The organism is Alcanivorax sp. UBA3183, from assembly GCF_002364155.1.
GTDB classification, from domain to species: Bacteria; Pseudomonadota; Gammaproteobacteria; order Pseudomonadales; family Alcanivoracaceae; genus Alcanivorax; species Alcanivorax jadensis.
The window spans coordinates 132,601-133,012 of sequence record NZ_DEXN01000006.1 but is presented as its reverse complement, the minus strand read 5'-3'; the positions used below and the strand labels follow the sequence as shown (position 1 = coordinate 133,012).

At 59.5% G+C, this 412-nt stretch carries 1 pseudogene; it reads right to left on the bottom strand.

Annotated elements, in window-relative coordinates:
* Positions 1-43 precede the first annotated feature (43 nt).
* Positions 44-412 (bottom strand): annotated as a pseudogene (locus tag B3Q33_RS01890) (acetyl-CoA C-acyltransferase); the annotation flags it as partial.

Genomic DNA, 412 nt, shown 5'->3' with positions numbered 1-412 from the left:
AAAAACCGGCCCGAAGGCCGGTTTTTCTGAGTCATGCCAGCGATTACTTCTCGAGAATCGCTACCACACCCTGGCCGCCAGCAGCACACACGGAGATCAGTGCGCGGCCGGAGCCTTTTTCGTTCAGCAGCTTGGCAGCGTTGGCGATGATACGGCCACCGGTAGCAGCGAACGGGTGACCGGCTGCCAGTGAGGAGCCTTTCACGTTCAGCTTGCTGCGATCGATGCTGCCCAGCGCTTTCTTGCGGCCCAGTTTTTCCTTGCAGAAGGTCTCGTCTTCCCAGGATTTCAGGGTAGACAGTACCTGGGACGCAAAGGCTTCGTGGATTTCGTAGAAATCGAAGTCCTGCAGGGTCAGGTCCAGCTTGTCCAGCATGCTCGGCACGGCGTAGGCCGGGGCCATCAGCAGGCC